Source organism: Bradyrhizobium sp. LB14.3, from assembly GCF_040547985.1.
GTDB lineage: Bacteria > Pseudomonadota > Alphaproteobacteria > Rhizobiales > Xanthobacteraceae > Bradyrhizobium.
This window is the reverse complement of sequence record NZ_JBEPQT010000007.1, coordinates 202,968-219,801: the sequence shown is the minus strand read 5'-3', so window position 1 is coordinate 219,801 and position 16,834 is coordinate 202,968. Positions and strand designations below refer to the sequence as shown.

Below are 16,834 nucleotides of genomic sequence, written 5' to 3'. Positions count from 1 at the left end.
CCAAGCGCGCTGCGAGCGTCTTCACGACCGTCAACATTCGTCTCGAGGAAGCCGCTGCAGGTAGGCTATCCCGAAGCCAGCGAGTTCTTCGGTATCGCTCTCTCGCGCTTCCGACCTCCTGTGGAGGTGGCGCTCCAGCAGGCAGCGCCGGGTGTCGTGCGCATCGACCTCGGGGTGCCGCGCCCGATACGCCGTCCAGGCGGTCTCCGTGGCGTTCTTCAAGACGACGTCGTCGACCATACTTACTCTCTCCGGAGACCGAACCCAGTCGCTGCCAACTCAAGGCACTCTGGAAAGTTTCCGGTTTTTCCCGGAAGTAGACGAAGGGAGGAGAGTCAGGATGCTTTGGCACGCGCCCGCGCACGTGCCGCACGGCGGCGCTGCAGGCGTTGGCTTCGGCCTGACCTTCTGGTTGCGAGGGGTGCTGGCGTCGGCCCTGCGGCCGTCGACTCCGCCGCTGGCGCTTCGCGTGCCGTCTCCGGCTCGGGGCGCTTGGCTTCCATGAACTCGAGGACCGAGCGCCCTTTGTCGGTGATGCGCCAGCCGCCGTTCAGCCGCTCGATCAGCGCCTGCGAGAAGATGTCAAGATCGGCGACTCGCGCAGCCAAGCGCTTGGTCCGCTCGGCCCAATCCGGTCCGCTCGTCGCCAGGATAGCCATGTCGCGCTTGAGGTCCGCCATGACGGCGAATCCGTCGGGATAACTCACCAGGATCTTGAGCACTGTGACCTGGAAATTCACTCCAACGCTCCGCTATCACCCCATGCTCGGGGCTTGATGGAGCGCCTCGCGACCGACCTGCTTCAGGCTCTCCGGCGTGATGTTGCCCTTCGCGGCGGCTTCCAGAATCCTCGAAGCGACATGGGTGCGAGCACCAGTTTCGAAACCCGAAACCTCTTCGCAGACCTCGTCGAGTACGGCGCGCAAAAGCGCCGTCGTGACCGGATCGAACATGGGAACCCCCAGCGCTAGAAAAGATAGCCTACCGCAAAGACGTATCCCGGCGGAATCAACATTGTTAATGCCCGCAGACATCAGGCGGATGTTCGGGGCGAACTCCCGAAAGCTTTTGCGCCGCAGCGTGGGCCGCGGCCTCGCGTGTTGTGGTCCGAACTCGAAGCTGTCGAGCGACGCTGCCCCGGCGGCGAGGATCCATTGCCCTTCGCCGCCGGGGTCAGCAGCAACCATTGCCTATTTTTCCCGTTATCGGCAGGGCGCGAGCAATGTGAAAGGAATCTCGATGAAGAAGATCGCGATGTCGGCGCTGCTGGTCGGCGCTCTTGGTCTGTCCTCGGTGGCCGCCACGTCTCCTGCCGAGGCTCATTGGCGAGGTGGCTGGGGACCGGGCATCGCCGGCGGCCTGTTGGCCGGCGCTGTGATCGGTGGGCTTGCCTCATCGGCGTATGGATGGGGACCTGGTTATGGCTACTACGGTGGCCCCGGCTACTATGGAGCGGGCTATTACGGCGGACCCTATGCCTACGACGACGGGTATGACGAGCCGTATCGCTGGGGTGGCGGGTACGCAACCACGACCTACTACACGGCGCCCGTGTCCTACGGCTACCGCTACCGTCGAGTCGTGCGACCTGCATACGCCTATTACCGCGGATCCTACCCGGTCGTTCGGCACCGCTGGCATCACCACCACTGGTGAGAGCGGTCCATCTGATCGCAACGAAGGCCGCGCACCCGAAGGCGCGGCCTTTTCTTTTCCGCTTACCACAATCCACCCGAAAACGGGTCGTGCCGTTCGAAGGCAAGGCGTCGTTCGGGCGCTCTCATCGCCGGCTTCGTCGAGCGCTTTGGATGCGGGCGCGCCTGTGAGGCGATGCGTCCGGGCGGTTCTTTCTTGACCTCGGCGGAAGGTGCTGCAGGCATGGCGGCCATAGCCTGGCGCACCTGCTCCTGCGGATCTTCGGGGATCGGATCGGCCTGCGCGACATTCGGCACCTGGGGTCGCGGTCGCGTGTCGAACACGATCTTCTCCGGAAGGCTTCTCGCCGAGCTGATCCGGATGGTCGTCCTGTCGGGATCGGTTGCTGCCGCCCGCTCGACGGGGGCAGGTAGGTATCGGTCCGCCGCGAAGAGCATGGCCAGCAGCAGCCCGCCCACGAATATGAAGTATCTGATGATCGGCATGGATCGCCGCTCGCGAATGAGAAACTGGAAATTAGGCGGGGCCCGACGTGAGATGAGGCGGGCCGCTTTCTCGGCGACCCGCCTCGCAGGACTTAGTCCACCTCTTGGACCACGGTGCGCGTCGACGGATCGACCAGCATCACGCGCTCGCCGGAGTAGACGTACCGATACTTCGTCAGCGAGGGGCCCCACTCAGCGGGCACCGCCTCGAGTTCGACCTCGCGCGGCACTGGCGAGCCGACCACGATCTTCTCGCGGCTCTCGATGGGACGGACCTTGTGTTCGGTCACGTAGGTGCGGATCTTCGTGCGGTATTCCGGCTCGATCTGCACGGCGGCGGCATGACCGTTGCCGGTCGTGGTGACGACCGTAGACTGCGCCATCGCGCCGGTCGAAATCAGCGCGGCGGCCGCGCAGGTCAGCATCAGCTTTTTCATGGAAATCTCCTGCCCGCAGGATGCGGCCTGCGAGAACCCGCCAATGATGGCAAGGTTCCGGATGTGCGGCAGGATGATTGCCAATTTTTCCCGACTTGGTGAACGTCGGGCCGCCCCGCCGAGAAGGCCCTCGGCAGAGAACGGCATGCTCTTCACGATGCCGGCGTGTTCATCCCTTCTGCAGCGCCGCCGACAACGCTGGACCATCGTTCAGGATCGAAAAGATCTCTCGAGACGACAGATGGGCAGCCGCCTGCTCGAGACTATCGCTCGCGTCGACCTTGGCGCGGCCGACCGCCAGATTTGCGTCGATCGTGTCGGGCCGGACGGCGCGGGAAGGCGGCAACTGCGCGAGGTGGAAGGCCAGGAGCGCGGCGTCTTCGCGCAGCTCCGTCAAGGCCGGTTTGCTCCCTGCGCCCGCGGACGCGCTCAATTCGTTCGCTCGACGCAAGACTGATGGCGGTTCTCGATCTTCCGGGGTGGAGAACAATTTGCCGGGCGCGGGTTTGGCAGTCAGGGCGCCTATCGGAACGGCGAACAGAAGCCCTACGATGACCGGCGACATCCAGAGCAGAAGCGGCAGCGAAACGGCGTAGGCGCTTGCGGCCATCACAACTCCGCACAAGGTCGGGACGCCGTACTTCCGATAGAGCTCCCGGCGCTCCACCGTGCCGTCGTCGCGCCTTTGCGTCTGCCAGCCCGCGTCGCGGCCGGCCAGAATCTCGACGACCGCGATCGACTGGAAGATCATTATCACGGGCGCCATGAGCGCGGACACGACAATCTCGGCGAGAACTCCGGCCGAGGTACGCAAGGCGCCGCCGAATTGCCTGCGCACCGACCGTCGCGTCCAGACGAGGATCAGGCTGAGCAGCTTCGGCAACAGCAACAGGCCCATGGTGGCGACGAACACCCAGATGGCGAGCACGGGATCCTGGGCCGGCCAGGTCGGAAACAACGAGAAGCCCTTTGGGAAATATTCCGGACGCACGAAGCGGGCCTGCAGCGAGGTCAGCATTCCCAGCAGCAGGAACAGCAGCCATAGCGGCGCCGTCAGATAGGCCCCGATGCCCACCATGAAATGCAGGCGCGACAACCAGTGGAGACCCCGCGTAGGAACCACGGCCAGATGCTGAAGATTGCCCTGACACCAGCGTCGGTCGCGCGCCGCGAAATCGAGCAGCGAGGGTGGCACCTCTTCGTAGCTGCCCCCAAGCATCGGCAGCATGTAGATGCCCCACCCAGCCCGCCGCATCAGAGCAGCCTCGACGAAATCGTGACTCAAGATGTGCCCGCCAAACGGCTTGCGCCCGCGCAGCTGCGGCAGCGCGGCCGCTTCGGCGAACGCCCTCACCCGGATGATCGCGTTGTGTCCCCAGTAGTTGCCTTCGGAGCCATGCCACCAGGCCACACCCGCGGCGATCAGCGGACCGTACAGGCGGCCGGCGAATTGCTGAACGCGGCTGAAAAGGCTCCGCGCGTTGACGATCATGGGAAGCGTTTGGACCAGCCCGGCGGTGGGGTTTGTCTCCATGGCGTGGACCAACCGGACAATGGTATCCCCGCCCATGAGACTGTCGGCGTCGAGCACGATCATGAAATCGTAGACGGCGCCGAACCGGGTGATCCACTCGGAGATGTTGCCGGCCTTGCGCGCCCTGTTGTCGGCCCGGTGGCGATAATATAGCCGCGTTGTTCCGACGGCCTGTCGCAACGCCAGCAGCGCCTTTTCTTCGGCGACCCAGATGTCCGGATCGGTGCTGTCGCTCAGAACGAACCAGTCGAACAGCTCTCCGTGCGAGGTCGCCTCCAAGGATTCGATGATCGCCCGAAGCCGGGCCGTCAATCGGTGCGGGTCTTCGTTGTAAGTGGGAAGCAGCATGGCCGTGCGGGTTGCGATGACAGGCAGTTCCACACCTGTTGCGAAGGCGTCCCGGTCCGGACCGTGCGCCAGCAGCACGAAGAAGCCTGACACCGCGGAGGCAAAGGAAAAGGCCACCCAGGCGAGCAGGATGAGGAATAGCGCCAGCACCATGGCTTCGAGAACGGTGACGCCGCCGACCTGCAGCACGCGATACATCTCGTACCCGCCGGCCCCCGTGAGCGCGGCCGTCGAGAGGAGGATGAGGCCTCGGCGCCAAGCCATCGTGGTGGCGACGGGCGCAGGAACACGGTCCGGTACGCGGTTCTTCCCGAGATCGCCCGGCGCCATCGGGAGCGGGGTCTCGCGCGGCAGCAGGCGTTGAGTCGCGATATCTCCGGCGATCGATCGAGGGTTCAAGGTGCCCATCGATAGACCCAGACTTCCGACAAGGGCTTGTCGCTTTCGGCCAGAAACGCGCGCAGTTCGATCGGCTCGCCCTTGACCTGACATTGGAAGCTCAGCCGCCAACCACCGGTGTAGGGATTGGGCTGCGTGACGATGTTCTTCGCTTCCGCCTTCTCAGCCGTCACCACGCCTTTGACGCCCACAGGATCGATGCCCTTCAGGTTGTCGCCGACCAAATCAAGGACGAAAAGCCGGGCGTCTTCGCCCTTGGCCCCGATGCCGCTGCGTGTGAAGCGAGCAAGCGAGTGCGGCTTCGGGCTGTCCGGACCCCAATGCAGCCGATAGGTGTAGTTGTGTTCGCCCTTGGCCTGCAGAGGGCTTTTGGGCCGCCAGAAAGCGGCGATGTTGTCGTGAACCTCCTCCTTGGTTGGGATCTCGAACAGCATGACCCCACCCTCGCCCCAGTCTCCGATCGGCTCCATCCAGAGACTTGGGCGTTTTTCGAAGCTGGATTCGATGTCCTGATAGGCGAAGAAATTTCTCTCCCGCTGCATCAAGCCGAACCCGCGCGGATTGAGATCCTGGAAGGTGCTGATCTGGAGGTCACGAGGATTGCTAAGGGGGCGCCATAGGCTTTCGCCCTTGCCGTTGAAGATCGCGAGCCCGTCGGAATCGTGGACGGAGGGGCGGAAATCGTCAACGTCGTTGCGATCGTTCGGACCGTAGAAGAACATGCTGGTCATGGGCGCAAGCCCGGCCCGCTGCATCTCGACGCGCGGGTAGACCGACATCTCAACGTCGAACACCGTCGTGTCCCCTGGCCGTAAGGTGAATCGGTAGCTCGCCGCGCAGCTTTTGCTGTCGAGCAGAGCGTGGACCACCAGCGAGGTCGCTCCGGGCGCCGGCCGCTCGAGCCAGAAGGCCTTGAACAGCGGAAATTCCTCGCCCTTGGGTTCGCCTGTATCGATCGAAAGTCCCCGGGCGGAGAGGCCGTACGTCTGCCCCTTGGCGACGGCGCGGAAATAGCTCGCGCCAAGGAATACGCAGACCTCGTCGTAGTAGCCGGCGCGGTTCATGGGCGCGTGGATGCGGAAGCCGGCAAACCCGAGATCGGTCTCCTCGAACGCCGGGACCTTCTCGCCGAAGGAGAAGTCCTCCTTGCGGTATTTGATTTCGGTGGCCTTTCCGTCCGCGACCTCGAAGATGTTCACGCGGTTCTTGTAGAAGAAGCCGCGATGGAAGAACTGCGCTTCGAACGGGAGATTCTTGCCCCGCCAGAGGGCACGCTCGGGCAGGAAGCGGATCGAGCGGTACCGATCGTAGTCGAGGTCGTTCAATCCGCTCGGCAGCTTCTCGTCCGGAGCCTCGTACGGTTTGCCCGCCAGCATACGGGCCAAGTCCCGCATCGTGGACGGCCCGAACGCGCCGTCGGAAGGACGGGCTGCGGCGAAACCGCTCTGGGGTGCGATCAGCAATGCCGGCAGTAACGCCGAACCTTGAACAAGCTGGCGTCGGTTCACGTGCCCTCCTATGCTGCTGCTGCTGCGCCAAGCAACGACCGCCGCGCCCGCGAGTTCCATCGCCGCGGATCACTGGCGCGAAGACCCGCCATCACAAGGCAAGTGCGGGCGCTGGCCTGTTTCCGACCTCAGTGGCCTAAGTTGATTTTCGCAGTGGCCTGATTTGAAAAGAGGCCCCAGCTCTGGGGGCAAAAGGGAACGAAGGAGCTGGGGCCAATCGGGGTCGCCCTCAAGGAAAGGGCACCGGGAAAACTTGGCAACAGCAGCAACGTTCCTATGCAAAGCGCCGCCGTCTAAGACAGCGGCCCCCTCACGCTTCCGGTTACAATGATTTCGAAATGAAATGGCTCCGCTAGACCCGGGTTGCCAGTTTTCCCGGTTAACAAATCCCCGCCATCACAAATGTGAATCGGGCTCCTAAATTCCGGAAAGAATTTGGAGTCGTTGCGTTGAATCAATCCTTGCCCGGCTGCGCCAGATGGATTGAGCCAATGAGCAAGAGAGCGCCACCGCCCCAAAGAAACCCACCGACGAGGAGCGCACGGAAGGACTGCGCGAGGTCGTCGGGGAGGACATCAAGGAACAGCGCGAGCTTATCGAAAAGCTACGGCGCAAGATGAACTAAGGCCGCCTCAGTGGGCGGCCTCTTCCCTCTTTTTCAGAAAAACCTTCATCGCGCTGACCATTTGAATCATCAGTACCCAAGTGCGCAATCGCAGACAGGAAATTCGGAGCCTCCGTGGCGACGTTGTACTAAATGTGTTAGACCTTGCTCCGCGGCGCCCCTCAAAGGTGCCACACAAAAATAGATCGCCGGGCCGAAAACTCCAATAAAATCAATAGCTGACGGGATTGTTATAACAGTTCAATCCCCTCTGGCAATTGCTACTTCTCAACCGTGCTCTTCGTCCCCCTTTGGGCGAGCTTTCCAAGCGGAAGTTTATGGGCGGGGCGCAGGCTTGTTGATCGCAGCAACCCGCCACAGCATCTGATTTGGCTGCAAGGATAGGATTTGAACAAACCCTATCGATTTTCGTAGCGATCGGGGCTATCGCCCTCGCGCGGCAGTCTAGCCGACGTATTCCCAAGTTTTCCTAGTCGATGCGGGAGAGCCGCTTCGTGGCCCTTTGTCGAGACCCAATAGTACGCAACGATCACACCTTCGACCATGTCGTTACATCCGAATGAAATGAACGTTTACTAAGTCGTAAGGTGTCCGCGGCGCTGAAACAAAAACATGAAAGCCGACTGACAGCGTGATGGTCAGGTCGGCTTATGGCTACCGACACGACGGATAGCATCTGTGTCGCAGATGCGGCTGGTCAAAAATCGGACGATCGTTTTCCACCGCAAGCTCCGAAGTTGCTACCAAAATTCCATAACACTCGATAGCCGAATTTAGCGGATCGAGCCGTGCTGCTCTCGCCAGGCGAGAGGCAGGGATTTTGGGATATGTTTCAGCTCGACAGTGGTTTCTCCGTCCAGGACTGCTCTGGTCAGATCCGGTGACAGAAATGCCAGCCGCAATCCTTGCCGGATGACTTTCGGATGTAGATCCGCTGCTGCGGCAAGAGCTTCGATCGAAGGATGGCGTCCGCTCGACAAGGCCTCGAGCCAGGCATGGGCTCGGACAATGGCCTTAACGAGCTTATGATCCACCATCGCGTCTGCCGCGGCGATTACACGCAGGCTGCCCTTAGGCTTTACGAACCAGGGGATCTCAATCGAACTGCTACGTTTTCCCTTCGCGGGTGCTAGCGTCAACCGAAGCCGTCCGTCCGACACGGTGATTGTTTGGACGTGAGCAAGAGCTTTGACCTTAGGTAGCTGAAGCTTTTCGACAAGCGCGGCCTCTACCAGACTTTCGATCTCCGGGGCTGAGATTCGCGTGACAGATCCAGCTAAGCGCTTTCGCCCACGCAGCGCTGCGCTCACGTAGAAGCGATAGCGAACGCCATTTTTGCTGGAAAAGCTTGGCCCCATACGGTTGCCCTTGTCGTCGAATAGTTTGCCTTGCAGCAGGGCACCGCTTTCCGAGAATTTGACTTTGCGTTTCACGGTGTTGGATTTGAGCAGTTCCTGCACGCGGTCGAATGTTGGGCGGTCCAGGATTGCTGGATGCTCTCCCTTGAACCATTTGCCGGCGTAATGAGTTTCCCCAAGGTAGATACGGTTCTTGAGGAAGTATGCGAGTGGACCATAGGTGAACGGAATCCCGCCTCGAAACTTCGGGACTTTGGTATTGCGACGCTTGGTTACAATCTTCCGACAGTCAAGTTCGTTGACGAGCTTGCTGAACGATCCTAGCTCTAGGTAGAGACGAAAAATCGTCCGGACGGTCTCAGCCTCCGATTTGCTGATGACCAGCTTCTTGTCCCTGGCCTCGTAGCCCAACGGAACGCTGCCACCGGTCCATTTACCCTTGCGTCGGCTGGCGGCGACTTTGTCCCGGACCCGCTCGGCTGACAGCTCCCTCTCAAACTGAGCAAAGGACAGCAGCACGTTCAATGTCAGTCGGCCCATGGATGTCGTGGTATTAAACTGCTGGGTGACAGCGACGAATGAGACGGATCGGGCGTCAAAGGCTTCAACCAGCTTTGCGAAGTCGGCAAGCGAGCGGGTGAGGCGGTCGATCTTGTAGACCACGATCACATCGACCTTGCCGGATTCAATGTCCGCCAGAAGCCTCTTCAAGGCAGGGCGGTCGAGGTTACCCCCGGAAAAAGCCGGGTCGTTATATTGCTGAGGGAGGGCCTTCCAACCCTGAAAAGCTTGGCTCTTGATGTAGGCCTCACAGGCCTCCCGCTGGGCATCCAGCGAGTTGAATTCCTGGTCGAGACCATGTTCGGTGGACTTGCGGGTATAGATGGCGCACCGAAGCATTTTGGAGGATTCAGTTACCAACGTTGCCTCCATCTTCGGAGGTCGATGCTCTCAGACCGAAGAACCGGGGCCCATTCCATCTCGTTCCGGTGATTTTGGTTGCGATCTCCGAGAGAGTATCAAAGGTCTTGCCGTCGTAGGCGAACCCGGTCTGGAGCACCGTCACCCGGTAGGTCTTTCGATTCCAGGTTCGGACCAATTCGGAGCCCGGCTTTATGCGCCGAGGCAGTTCCAGGCGCCCGTCGGGTTTGGCGGCTGCAGCCTTTACAAGCCGGTCCAAAAGCCGCTGGGTGGCAGCGGGAAGGCCGCCATAGGCTTTTTCCTGGATGCGCTGGGCAACGCTGCGGCGAAGTAAGTCCGGGCCGAAGGCTTTGGGTGGGGCAGTCCGGAATAGCTCCCTGTAACGCGTGCGGAGTTGTGCGACCGGGAGTGCTGCGAGCCGATCCAGTTCGGCCTCAACGGCTGGATCGGTCTTCAACGCCTGCGAACCGGACGTCACGCCATGGCCCCCGGCCTGGCAATCCGGTAGACGCGGGCGCCGTCGGTCTTCTCGGACACCAGGGGTAGCTTCAGCTTCTTCTTGACGACGCCGGCAAGGAATCCTCGCACTGAGTGCTGCTGCCAGGCCGTCGCCTTCATGATCGCCGCGATCGTCGTACCTTTGGGCTGGCGGAGCATGCCCAGCACCGTTTCCTGTTTGGAAGACCGGGCCGTGGCCGGGGTAGCCTTCGAGACAGCCATCTTCGCCGGGTTCGGCTTCGCGGGCTGGGTCTTCTTTGCAGTGCCCGATCGGTTCGTAGGGCGCTTTGCGGATTTCGATTTCGATTTGGACTTGCGGGTGGCCATCATTCTCCCCATCGTTGCAACGACAGCATCCTGTGCTGCCACTGATACGAGCCCGGCTTTGGGCCGGGCGAGACTGACCAAATGGGGACCTTTTAGTGTTGCGAGAGCCTGTTCAGCAGCGAAGCGGCATCGTGAAGGCGGCCGGCTTCGTAGATCAATTGCTCAATGTCCATCGAAATCGTAACAGCCTCCGACACGCTGCCGGCCTCCGCGCAGACTTGGGCAGCTTTCGCGATCCGGGCGGCCTCGGACAACCGCCCATGGATCTCGCCTAGGCAGGCGACAACAGCATCATTGAAAAGCGGCTTGGCCATCACGTCCCTCCAAAGTAACGAGGACAGTGACGCTCTGGTGGCTGCTGAAGTCGAGCGAATTCGGAGCAATCTTGTTGCTCGTTTTGCGGACTAACTTGACGAGCGAAGATTAGCTGGCCGACTTCTTTCGGCCTGTTCGTGCCGGGCGTCCGGTCAGGAACGCCTTAAATTGCTTAAGCGGATCGGCGCCAAGCGCCTCGACGATAGCCACGAACTCGATAAGGTCGATGCGGCGCTCGCCACCCTCGTACTTTGCTACAAACGACTGTGGCTTCCCAATCTTTTTTGCCAAGGCTTGCTGGCGGACGCCTGCTTCCTTCCGCACTGCGACAAGAGTCGCAATGAGCCGGGCATATTCGGCTGATTTCAGGGACTTTTGCATGCACCGCCACGGCCAAGGATTTGGCGGCAGGCAATTTGATCCCGGAACAGGATTATCCCAAAACTGGATACTTCAGGAGTTGTGAGCTATTTTCCGCGCTACCTTAGCAGGCAAGGGGTCGGAGATGGATTGGCGAGTCAAAAAAGGCAACTACCTAAAAGTCTCTGGTAGGTCTCCGCTTCGAGACCAATGGCCCGCTGGGCAGACTTTACTTCCGGAGCCCGCAAGACCGCCCATCTCGCCGGTATTGCTCACGTGCATCTTGACGATAGTTACAATCTTCTCGCCCACGGTTGGGAGATGTGGCGACGATCGAGCACTTCACCAGGTGGACGCTGCGCAATCCGAGGCATTTCTCAATTGCGACAGGAGAGCGGAGGCAGAAGCTGCTGAAGCTTCCAAACTGACGCCGGTCGCGCCGGTGTCGGTATTGAATCCAGTATTGCTTCTAAACGACCTGCACCGACGTAAGCAGGAGGAAGAGAACCAGCCAAGAATTCTCGAACAGATCGAGTTGAAGAGACAGCAGTGCCGGAGAGACGTCGTAGCTGCGGTTACGTATCGAGCGCAGGAAGCGCTTGATCAAAAAGCGGATGCGGCGCGGGGTTATCGGCCCATCACATTTGAAGCGTTTGCGCTCGACGCCAAAAGCTGGGCAGCGGCAGAGACCCGAGTTTCTGTGAGGGGCGCCTATCTGCCAGACGGCAATCTTGAATGGCTCTTTCCCGGTCAGACCGAAGCAATCCAAGCGAGAAGTGGAGCACGCAACATCTCGAGGATTCCACTAGTCACCGAGGATGCATCCCGTGAATTTAGAAAAACCCTTCTGCGGTGCAAATCGATGCCTGGTTCGGACCATATCGGCTGCCGAACATTAGTCACAGGTCACGTAAGCCTCTGCTCCATCACAACGCCCCTTGGAGCAAACAACGACATTCCATGCATCGTCGTCGACAATGGTCGGGAAATCAGGTGAACTATGGCTAGACGATCGTTGAGCTTACTGTTGGCCGCGTCACTTTCGATGCTCGGCGCGGTGGCCGCCCACGCAGATGATGCGCGCTGTGCCGTCCCACCCTACGGAGCTTCGGTCCATTCATTTCAGGCCTTCGCGAAGAACTTCGGACATCTCGTCACGCCGTCGAAATTCTTGCCGAGCATGTGCCAGATTAAATATGGCGGAGCTGACCGGACGTCCATGTACAACTTGGGCTTCACCGACCAGGACATCGATGGGAAGCCACTGGAAGACCTTTGGGTCGAAGTATTGACTGAGCTGCACCGACTGGCACGCCAAACGAAATAGCGATGAGCCGTTCCCGCCTCGGTCGGTTAAAAGCCTTCACTATTTCCGAGTGCGATCGAAATCCCATAGCAAAAAGTATCCAGGAGATCGTCTTCGCGGTCGCTGTCCTTGTCTCCGATGCGAAAGCTCTCGACTTGGTCGACCAAATGGTTGCGCGAGTTTCGCTTGTAGATCGAAATTTTATTGAAGGCATGCTCGGAGTATTTCACCTGTTCCTTGTAAACGTAGCCAGACACCGAGAGAGCGCGCTCGTCTTTACCCATCGCTGTAAGCTTGGTGTCGATGGCGTGGACTGGCATATTTCGTCGCAGGGCCTGTTGTATGAGGACGGTCCCTGAATTCTTGTCTTCGATAAAAGCGCCGACCGCGCCATTCCTAGCTCGGGAGACCCGGGCCAGTTCCTCAAGTCTGGTAAAGACGGATGGAAGCCATGTTTCCAAGGTCGCGCCCTCGATCTGAGCGATGTCCCAATCGAGGATCGTCAGAGGGGCGTTGCCTGTATGGTGGCCGATAGCAAAATATGTCACGGCCGTTGCGTCGTGCTCCGTACCCGTCTTTGACGCGGTATCGATCACTGCGAATACGCCGTCACAGAAAGCAGGGTAGGGCACTGGCTGGCCCTGATTGAGCAGCTTCTCACGACTAAAGAACGCAACGCCAGACCAATCCACGAACTCCGCAAGATACTCCTGGGCATAGACGAGTGGATCGTTGTTCTTCATGAGATCAGCTTGGAACATCTCCTTGCGAGTTAGCCACTCGTCGATGCTTTCATCCTGCAGGCGCTTCGGCAGCAGGGGGTTATCCATCGTCCGGGCATGGAATTCCCTGAAGCCATACTGGGCGTCGGTACAGATATTGTAGAAGAAGTTATCGGGGTTCTTGCCGGCCGAATTTGAACAGACCAACGCCTCTCCGCCATAGTCGTAAAGGGTCGGCTTCACGGACTTTTCCCAAATCTCCATGGCGGAGCCATCGGTCTTATTGTCACCGCTCTTCCCGAATGCGGCCTCATCGATCACGATCCGATGATATCGGCGTCCACGGCCTGCGATCGAATTCTCTAGCGACCAAAAGTCTAACCGGCCACCGGTCTTCAGTCGCATCACACCGGCAGTTTTGGAGGTGTGTTCAATCAGGCCAGCCATCGCCGACGCCGTTTCTGAGTAGACCTCTGCCCAGGTCTTATGTTGTGGCGCGAACCAAGCGCACTCGAACCCTTGCACAAGACCTTCCTTGATCCAGGTTTTGGCAAAGTCGGTCTTTCCAAAGCGTCTGCCACAGCGAAGCGCTTTGAAACGGTGCCCGCGGAGCGCCAGAAATGCTTTGACTTGCCCGGCATGAAGGGTTCCGAGCGAAAGGTTTTGAGAAGGGGACAGAATCCGTCGTGTCATGTTGAGCCTTAGTCGTTCTTAAAAGGAGTCGTTCCAGCCTGCGACCACCATTCGATCGTGGCGGCGCTCCGTTTTCGTGCGAAGTCGCGGGTTTTCTGCTCGGCGGTCTGGCCTGGATAGTCGGGAAGCCAGTCTTCGACGACCACGCGCTGCTTCCCAGATTTGGTGCGCTGGGCCTGGGCCAAGAACTTTAGTACCGCCATCGCAGCGTCAACGTCACCACGGACAGCGCTACGAACAAGCAGTTTTAGATTGAGTTCCCACGCAGGGGTTATCTGTTCTTGACCGTCTTCACGATGGCGAACAGAAGAGTGCATGACGCGATGAATTACGCTCGCTAAATCAGATTTGTGACGCTTCGGACGCCCCTTCCGGTTTCCGGAGACTCCGGGTTTGAACTGTGAAGCTCTGGGGGGCTTACCGTATCCAACCTCGTACTCAGGCATCTTTCGGCTCCGGGGAGGCTGCGAAGGCCCGGGTGTAGTCATTGTCGACGAACACGAGCTGCAACTCGGAAACACTGTTCCGATCAGCAAAATCTGTGAACTTCTGCAGCGCGCGATCGGCCCTTTTGTCGCCGGCTAACGATTTTTGGAGGAGTTGAAATACAATTGCCTCCAGTGCAGACATTTTCGTGGGCTGTCCGTCCTTCACAGTGTCGACCGGCTTGTGCAATAGGCGCTCGACCACCTCAAGCGGGCTGTCAATCTGTTTAGTTCGTGCCTTGGGGCGTCGATTGGGCTTCAGTTTCCGTGGGAGTACGGCCCCGCTGTCCTTTGGGTCAGTCATTGGCCCTGCGCCTAGACTTAAGGAAATCGAAGCTCTCACCCAAATGGTTATGAGCCTTGCGGCCGGTCATCTGCTGCCAGCGTTCAATGGTGGTGTCGACGTACAAGGGGTCCAGTTCAACGCCATAGCAGCGCCGTCCCACACGCTCCGCCGCAAGAAGCGTCGTTCCGCTTCCTAGAAACGGATCGAGGACGATATCGCCGCGGTTAGTCGAATCCTGAATAGCATCTGCCACCAACAAGAGCGGCTTGACGGTCGGATGCAGCTCGAGATTGCGCTTCGAGCCTTTCCGCGCAAATGCATTGCTGCCGGCATAATTCCAGACGTTCTGGCGGTTGCGCCCAAACTTTCCAAGCTGGATATTGTTCAGATGTGGTTCCGGTCCGTTCCTAAAGACGAAGACGAGTTCATGGCGGGACCGATAGAGCGAACCCATCCCGGCGTTGCTCTTGACCCAAACGCAGAGGTTCATATGCTCGCAGCCGGCCGAACGACCTGCGGCAAGCGTTTCCGACATATGCCGCCAGTCCATGAATGTGTAAATGAGGGCGCCAAGGACAGTGTTCTGGCAAATGCATGACAGGGCCGAACTCAGGAACGCCGTGAATTCAGCCTCCGACATCTCACCCGAGCCCATTGGAAACTCGCGATGGTGCACGGCTCCTTTGCCGCTCACGTGCCCGTCAATCTTGACGTTGTACGGAGGATCGGTGAACGCCGCTGCGGCCTTTTGGCCGCCGAAAAGTTTGGAAATAGCGACTTGATCGAGAGCGTTACCGCAAAGGAGTTTATGCTCTCCGAGATGCCAAATATCGCCCAAAGCTGACACGGGTTGGCCACCGGCAACTTGGAAGTCGTCGGCCCGGTCGATCGATTCAATGTCGTCAAGAGATTGAATGCGGAAATCGATCTCGGGTAGGTCGAAACCAGTGGCTTCGATTTCGAAGTTGAGGGCCATCTCAGACATGTCTTTGAGCTGAATGGCAAGTTTGTTGTCATCCCAGCTCGACAAGTCGGTGAGCTTATTGTCTGCCAGCATATAAGCTTTGGCTTGTTCCTCGGTCAGGTGCTGCAAATAGACCACCGGGACCTGAGTCATTCCCAGCTCTTGTGCGGCCAAAAGTCGCCCGTGGCCGGCCAGAATGTTCCCACCTTTGTCTGCGAGCACCGGAGCATTGAAGCCGAAGGTTTCAATGCTTGCCTTCAGCTTCCTTATTTGTGCGCGGCTGTGCTTACGAGCATTATGCGGGGATGGATGCAGGTCGGTCAGGTTCACAAGCCCAAAATGACTTGTAACATCACGATGGGTCTCAGAAGGGGGACTCAAGTCGCGCATAGGGATCTCGCCTTTAGCTCCCCACCGAATTCCGGCTAAGGGGCAGACGAATCCTAAGGACTTCTATTGCTAGCGAGCAGAGCGCCTTTTCTGCAGCTTTGGCTCCGTTAAGGCGGATCGTGATGTGCGTGGGGTCGTTTCGACATCCAACGCCACGCTCGTCAAGGTCGCTGCGGTCCCGTCGAGGCGCTCCCCAAACTGTTCCGCAAGCTTAACGCCGATCATAATCTGGACACCCCGCACGATCGGGTCGCCGCGATGTCTGTCGACCATCAGTGGATCGTCGGGACGACGAAGTCCCGACTTGAGATGCTCAAGCCATTTGGCGACTCGTAGAAGTGCCAACACATCGCGTGAAGACAGAGCCGGAGTCGCGGGATCGTCAAGTTCGAGCATTCCCAATTCGGCTTCCAGTGCCATATCGTGGGCAATAATCCGAAGCTGTGCGGCTTGGTCACTCCATCGCTGGCCGGCTTCGTCAATCTGTTCGGTCTTTGAAACTGAAATGCGATCGCTGGCGGCGCTGATCGCCAGCTGGAGTACTTCCCGAATTGCTGCAACCTGAGCATCTTCCGATGACTGGTTACTGTTCCGAAACTTCGCCGGGTACAGGAAGTCGCCCGTTTCGCGATCTCGTCGAAGAAATTCATTAAAGACCGGTTGCATCCTTGGGTCTTCTAGCAGTCGATCAAAAACAGGGCGTCGTTGTCCAGTACAAGCCGGATTAGCGCTCATCAGCTCTAGGATGGGTCTTACAAGTTCGGGAATCCAGCCGGGGACGTTCATCTTTGGAAGCGCCTAAGTGAAGGACGAGTTCGGTGAGATCGAAAATCTAAAGCAACCCTGTGCCCACGGCCATCCGCGAGCAAGGGCTTCCCGGAAAATTCACACAACTAGTTCTGAAGGGTAACAAGCCGGGAAGGGTAACAAGCGAGTCCGAGCCGATTTCGCGTAATGAACGATTATGGAACAGAGTGTCCTGGGAGAAGCGGTTTTGCCAGCTCGCCGTCGGTCCGAAATCGTAGGTTCACACGTCCCTGATCATACCCACAGGCTCGACGGTCCGAGGTCCGCTTCTGGATAAGAATCGGACCTTGGCACCTCAGCCATCCAAGTTTCAGCTTGTGACCTGAACTGACATCGGATCGGCTCGTTCATTTGCTCCAATTTTTTGGAGTTCTGCCCTTCCGGGATACCGCCTCAAAGCAATAGAATGC

At 59.2% G+C, this 16,834-nt stretch carries 20 protein-coding genes; 3 read left to right on the top strand and 17 right to left on the bottom strand.

Translation table 11 applies throughout. The annotated features are described in order from the left end of the window. Window positions 1–30 precede the first annotated feature (30 nt). From ABIB00_RS16745 to ABIB00_RS16735, 3 genes are all read right to left on the bottom strand, one after another. Window positions 31–240 (bottom strand): hypothetical protein, encoded by a 210-nt coding sequence (locus ABIB00_RS16745; protein WP_247773198.1) that lies wholly within the window; start codon window positions 238–240, stop codon window positions 31–33. 95 nt (window positions 241–335) lie between these two features. Continuing rightward, window positions 336–740, bottom strand: coding sequence for a hypothetical protein (locus ABIB00_RS16740; RefSeq protein ID WP_354105099.1), 405 nt, complete (start codon window positions 738–740; stop codon window positions 336–338). Window positions 741–755: 15 nt separating this feature from the next. Next, window positions 756–953 (bottom strand): hypothetical protein, encoded by a 198-nt coding sequence (locus tag ABIB00_RS16735; RefSeq protein ID WP_354105149.1) that lies wholly within the window; start codon window positions 951–953, stop codon window positions 756–758. Window positions 954–1,224: 271 nt separating this feature from the next. On the opposite strand from ABIB00_RS16735, the gene ABIB00_RS16730 reads away from it, so the two are divergent. Continuing rightward, on the top strand, window positions 1,225–1,656 hold the full coding sequence (locus ABIB00_RS16730) for a hypothetical protein (RefSeq protein WP_354105098.1): 432 nt from the start codon (window positions 1,225–1,227) through the stop codon (window positions 1,654–1,656). Window positions 1,657–1,718: 62 nt separating this feature from the next. Here the strand turns inward: ABIB00_RS16730 and ABIB00_RS16725 are convergent, their stop codons facing one another. From ABIB00_RS16725 to ABIB00_RS16685, 9 genes are all read right to left on the bottom strand, one after another. After that, window positions 1,719–2,141 (bottom strand): hypothetical protein, encoded by a 423-nt coding sequence (locus ABIB00_RS16725; RefSeq protein WP_354105097.1) that lies wholly within the window; start codon window positions 2,139–2,141, stop codon window positions 1,719–1,721. A gap of 92 nt (window positions 2,142–2,233) precedes the next feature. Further along, the gene (locus ABIB00_RS16720) at window positions 2,234–2,578 is read right to left on the bottom strand and encodes a DUF1236 domain-containing protein (RefSeq protein ID WP_247773195.1); all 345 of its coding nucleotides are present in this window, start codon (window positions 2,576–2,578) and stop codon (window positions 2,234–2,236) included. Between the two features lie 169 nt (window positions 2,579–2,747). Then, on the bottom strand, window positions 2,748–4,868 hold the full coding sequence (gene mdoH / locus ABIB00_RS16715) for a glucans biosynthesis glucosyltransferase MdoH (protein WP_354105096.1): 2,121 nt from the start codon (window positions 4,866–4,868) through the stop codon (window positions 2,748–2,750). Further along, window positions 4,856–6,253 carry a glucan biosynthesis protein G gene (locus tag ABIB00_RS16710; protein ID WP_502917834.1) on the bottom strand — a complete coding sequence of 466 codons (1,398 nt, stop codon included), beginning with the start codon at window positions 6,251–6,253 and terminating at the stop codon, window positions 4,856–4,858. The genes mdoH and ABIB00_RS16710 overlap by 13 nt, the downstream gene beginning before the upstream one ends. 1,512 nt (window positions 6,254–7,765) lie before the next feature. After that, window positions 7,766–9,271, bottom strand: a complete 1,506-nt coding sequence (locus ABIB00_RS16705; RefSeq protein WP_354105095.1) for a recombinase family protein — start codon at window positions 9,269–9,271, stop codon at window positions 7,766–7,768. After that, the gene (locus ABIB00_RS16700; RefSeq protein ID WP_354105094.1) at window positions 9,261–9,749 is read right to left on the bottom strand and encodes a DUF2924 domain-containing protein; all 489 of its coding nucleotides are present in this window, start codon (window positions 9,747–9,749) and stop codon (window positions 9,261–9,263) included. The genes ABIB00_RS16705 and ABIB00_RS16700 overlap by 11 nt, the downstream gene beginning before the upstream one ends. Further along, window positions 9,746–10,099 carry a DUF3489 domain-containing protein gene (locus tag ABIB00_RS16695; RefSeq protein WP_354105093.1) on the bottom strand — a complete coding sequence of 118 codons (354 nt, stop codon included), beginning with the start codon at window positions 10,097–10,099 and terminating at the stop codon, window positions 9,746–9,748. Before ABIB00_RS16695 ends, ABIB00_RS16700 begins: the two co-directional genes overlap by 4 nt. A gap of 89 nt (window positions 10,100–10,188) precedes the next feature. Beyond that, window positions 10,189–10,410 carry a hypothetical protein gene (locus tag ABIB00_RS16690; RefSeq protein ID WP_354105092.1) on the bottom strand — a complete coding sequence of 74 codons (222 nt, stop codon included), beginning with the start codon at window positions 10,408–10,410 and terminating at the stop codon, window positions 10,189–10,191. Between the two features lie 109 nt (window positions 10,411–10,519). Further along, complete coding sequence (locus tag ABIB00_RS16685) at window positions 10,520–10,792, bottom strand: helix-turn-helix domain-containing protein (RefSeq protein ID WP_247441820.1); 273 nt, start codon at window positions 10,790–10,792, stop codon at window positions 10,520–10,522. A 328-nt stretch (window positions 10,793–11,120) separates the two neighbouring features. Here ABIB00_RS16685 and ABIB00_RS16680 point away from each other — a divergent pair, with 328 nt between their 5' ends. Together ABIB00_RS16680 and ABIB00_RS16675 are read left to right on the top strand one after the other, a co-directional pair. Then, on the top strand, window positions 11,121–11,768 hold the full coding sequence (locus ABIB00_RS16680) for a hypothetical protein (RefSeq protein WP_354105091.1): 648 nt from the start codon (window positions 11,121–11,123) through the stop codon (window positions 11,766–11,768). A 30-nt stretch (window positions 11,769–11,798) separates the two neighbouring features. After that, window positions 11,799–12,098, top strand: a complete 300-nt coding sequence (locus ABIB00_RS16675; RefSeq protein WP_354105090.1) for a hypothetical protein — start codon at window positions 11,799–11,801, stop codon at window positions 12,096–12,098. Between the two features lie 26 nt (window positions 12,099–12,124). Here the strand turns inward: ABIB00_RS16675 and ABIB00_RS16670 are convergent, their stop codons facing one another. From ABIB00_RS16670 to ABIB00_RS16650, 5 genes are all read right to left on the bottom strand, one after another. Next, complete coding sequence (locus tag ABIB00_RS16670; protein WP_354105089.1) at window positions 12,125–13,492, bottom strand: hypothetical protein; 1,368 nt, start codon at window positions 13,490–13,492, stop codon at window positions 12,125–12,127. An 8-nt stretch (window positions 13,493–13,500) separates the two neighbouring features. Further along, window positions 13,501–13,938: a DUF5681 domain-containing protein gene (locus ABIB00_RS16665; protein WP_354105088.1), complete on the bottom strand. Its 438-nt coding sequence runs from the start codon at window positions 13,936–13,938 to the stop codon at window positions 13,501–13,503. Then, window positions 13,931–14,281: a DUF5681 domain-containing protein gene (locus tag ABIB00_RS16660; protein ID WP_354105087.1), complete on the bottom strand. Its 351-nt coding sequence runs from the start codon at window positions 14,279–14,281 to the stop codon at window positions 13,931–13,933. Before ABIB00_RS16660 ends, ABIB00_RS16665 begins: the two co-directional genes overlap by 8 nt. Continuing rightward, window positions 14,274–15,617, bottom strand: a complete 1,344-nt coding sequence (locus ABIB00_RS16655) for a site-specific DNA-methyltransferase (RefSeq protein ID WP_354105086.1) — start codon at window positions 15,615–15,617, stop codon at window positions 14,274–14,276. Before ABIB00_RS16655 ends, ABIB00_RS16660 begins: the two co-directional genes overlap by 8 nt. A 69-nt stretch (window positions 15,618–15,686) precedes the next feature. Then, window positions 15,687–16,403 (bottom strand): hypothetical protein, encoded by a 717-nt coding sequence (locus tag ABIB00_RS16650; RefSeq protein ID WP_354105085.1) that lies wholly within the window; start codon window positions 16,401–16,403, stop codon window positions 15,687–15,689. Window positions 16,404–16,834: the final 431 nt, after the last annotated feature.

Coding starts and splice junctions, on each gene's coding strand:
- ABIB00_RS16745 (WP_247773198.1), bottom strand. CDS start 240: ATGGTCGACGACGTCGTCTTGAAGAACGCCACGGAGACCGCCTGGACG.
- ABIB00_RS16735 (WP_354105149.1), bottom strand. CDS start 953: ATGTTCGATCCGGTCACGACGGCGCTTTTGCGCGCCGTACTCGACGAG.
- ABIB00_RS16725 (WP_354105097.1), bottom strand. CDS start 2,141: ATGCCGATCATCAGATACTTCATATTCGTGGGCGGGCTGCTGCTGGCC.
- ABIB00_RS16720 (WP_247773195.1), bottom strand. CDS start 2,578: ATGAAAAAGCTGATGCTGACCTGCGCGGCCGCCGCGCTGATTTCGACC.
- mdoH (WP_354105096.1), bottom strand. CDS start 4,868: ATGGGCACCTTGAACCCTCGATCGATCGCCGGAGATATCGCGACTCAA.
- ABIB00_RS16710 (WP_502917834.1), bottom strand. CDS start 6,253: ATGCGGGACTTGGCCCGTATGCTGGCGGGCAAACCGTACGAGGCTCCG.
- ABIB00_RS16695 (WP_354105093.1), bottom strand. CDS start 10,099: ATGATGGCCACCCGCAAGTCCAAATCGAAATCGAAATCCGCAAAGCGC.
- ABIB00_RS16690 (WP_354105092.1), bottom strand. CDS start 10,410: ATGGCCAAGCCGCTTTTCAATGATGCTGTTGTCGCCTGCCTAGGCGAG.
- ABIB00_RS16685 (WP_247441820.1), bottom strand. CDS start 10,792: ATGCAAAAGTCCCTGAAATCAGCCGAATATGCCCGGCTCATTGCGACT.
- ABIB00_RS16670 (WP_354105089.1), bottom strand. CDS start 13,492: ATGACACGACGGATTCTGTCCCCTTCTCAAAACCTTTCGCTCGGAACC.
- ABIB00_RS16665 (WP_354105088.1), bottom strand. CDS start 13,938: ATGCCTGAGTACGAGGTTGGATACGGTAAGCCCCCCAGAGCTTCACAG.
- ABIB00_RS16660 (WP_354105087.1), bottom strand. CDS start 14,281: ATGACTGACCCAAAGGACAGCGGGGCCGTACTCCCACGGAAACTGAAG.
- ABIB00_RS16655 (WP_354105086.1), bottom strand. CDS start 15,617: ATGCGCGACTTGAGTCCCCCTTCTGAGACCCATCGTGATGTTACAAGT.
- ABIB00_RS16650 (WP_354105085.1), bottom strand. CDS start 16,403: ATGAACGTCCCCGGCTGGATTCCCGAACTTGTAAGACCCATCCTAGAG.